Below are 1,525 nucleotides of genomic sequence, written 5' to 3' on the forward strand. Positions count from 1 at the left end.
GCGGGGGCGGACATGCCCGTTTCACGGAAGTACGGACAAGGCGCTCTCGTACGGCAGACTTGGGGGCCGAGGACCGAAGCGAAGGATGGCTATGCCGACCACACCTGTCACTGCCACGAGCACCTCGCCCAATGGCGCCCAAGAAACGATCATGCTGGAGCTGGTCGACGAGGACGGGAACACCATCGGCACGGCGGAGAAGCTCGCCGCACATCAGGCACCGGGCCAGCTGCACCGGGCGTTCTCCGTGTTTCTCTTCGACGCACAGGGCAGGCTGCTGATCCAGCGCCGCGCGCTCGGCAAGTACCACTCCCCCGGCGTCTGGTCGAACACGTGCTGCGGGCACCCGTATCCGGGCGAGGCGCCCTTCGCCGCGGCCGCCCGGCGCACGTACGAGGAACTGGGCATCTCGCCCACGCTGCTCGCCGAGGCGGGCACGGTCCTCTACAACCACCCGGACCCGGCGTCCGGCCTGGTCGAGCACGAGTACAACCACCTCTTCGTCGGGCTGGCCCAGGCGGACCTGCGGCCCGACCCGACGGAGATCGGCGACACGGCGTTCGTCACACCGGCGGAGCTGGAGGAGCGGCACCGGTCGGCGCCGTTCTCCGCGTGGTTCATGAGCGTGCTGGACGCGGCGCGTCCCGCGATGAGGGAACTCACAGGGCCGTCCGGGGGCTGGTAGCCGGGCCGCGCTCCTCCTGGATCACCGGGGTCAGGGCGGACACCACCACGGCGTCGGGCGTCAGCGGCAGCAGCGCCCAGACGATCTTCCCGCCGCTCGCCGTGTGCTCGACGTCGCAGGTGCCGCCCGCCTCCAGGGTGATCTCCCGTACGAGAAGCAGACCGCGCCCGCCGGTCTGGGCGTAGTCCCTCTCCAGCGCCTTCGGCCGGTAGGGGTGGCTGTCCTCGACGGACACCCGGATCCAGTCGGCGGCGATGGCGACCTCCACCGCCAGCTCGGGCGAGAGCAGGGCCGCGTGCCGTACGGCGTTGGTCACCAGCTCCGACACGATCAGCAACAGGCCCTGGACGGTCTCGTCGGACGCCGGGACGCCCTGCCGGCCGAGCAGGTCGCGTACGGCGTGCCGGGCCTGTGGCACGGAGACATCGACGGCGGGGGCCGTGAACCGCCAGACCCCCTCGTACGGCTTCGGTCTGGCCGGAACACTCCCGAGGCTCTCCACCACGGCACCACCCTCGGTTCTCCAGCGCTCCGAGAGCGCTGTGCGTCGGTGACCGAGTCTTGGGAACAAGGCCGGACGGCCCACGGCACTGAACAGAAGTCAGCGCCTATCGATGGATAGTGTCCGGGCTCGCTCGACCCTGTTACATGGTTGACCGGCTGTGCCTGTTTCCAGCCAGTTCGTGATCATGGGTTCGGCCTGGTGATCGCGGGGCCGGATAGCATCCCGCGCATGGATCCCATGCCACGGCTGAGTGCCGTCGTCGCCGACGGGGTCAGCGCGTTGCGCTTCGCGGGATGCTCGATGGTCACGGTGGCGACCCCGTCGGCGACGACGGC

At 70.0% G+C, this 1,525-nt stretch carries 2 protein-coding genes; one reads left to right on the plus strand and one right to left on the minus strand.

The features are described from left to right. Positions 1-91: 91 nt before the first annotated feature. Positions 92-685: an isopentenyl-diphosphate Delta-isomerase gene (gene idi, locus BHU15_RS11645; protein ID WP_069627120.1), complete on the plus strand. Its 594-nt coding sequence runs from the start codon at positions 92-94 to the stop codon at positions 683-685. Here idi and BHU15_RS11650 read toward each other — a convergent pair. Continuing rightward, positions 660-1,187, minus strand: coding sequence for an ATP-binding protein (locus tag BHU15_RS11650; protein WP_069627121.1), 528 nt, complete (start codon positions 1,185-1,187; stop codon positions 660-662). The two genes, idi and BHU15_RS11650, sit on opposite strands and share 26 nt — an antisense overlap. Positions 1,188-1,525: the final 338 nt, after the last annotated feature.

The sequence above is a fragment of the Streptomyces niveus genome (assembly GCF_001723055.1).
Lineage (GTDB): Bacteria > Actinomycetota > Actinomycetes > Streptomycetales > Streptomycetaceae > Streptomyces > Streptomyces niveus.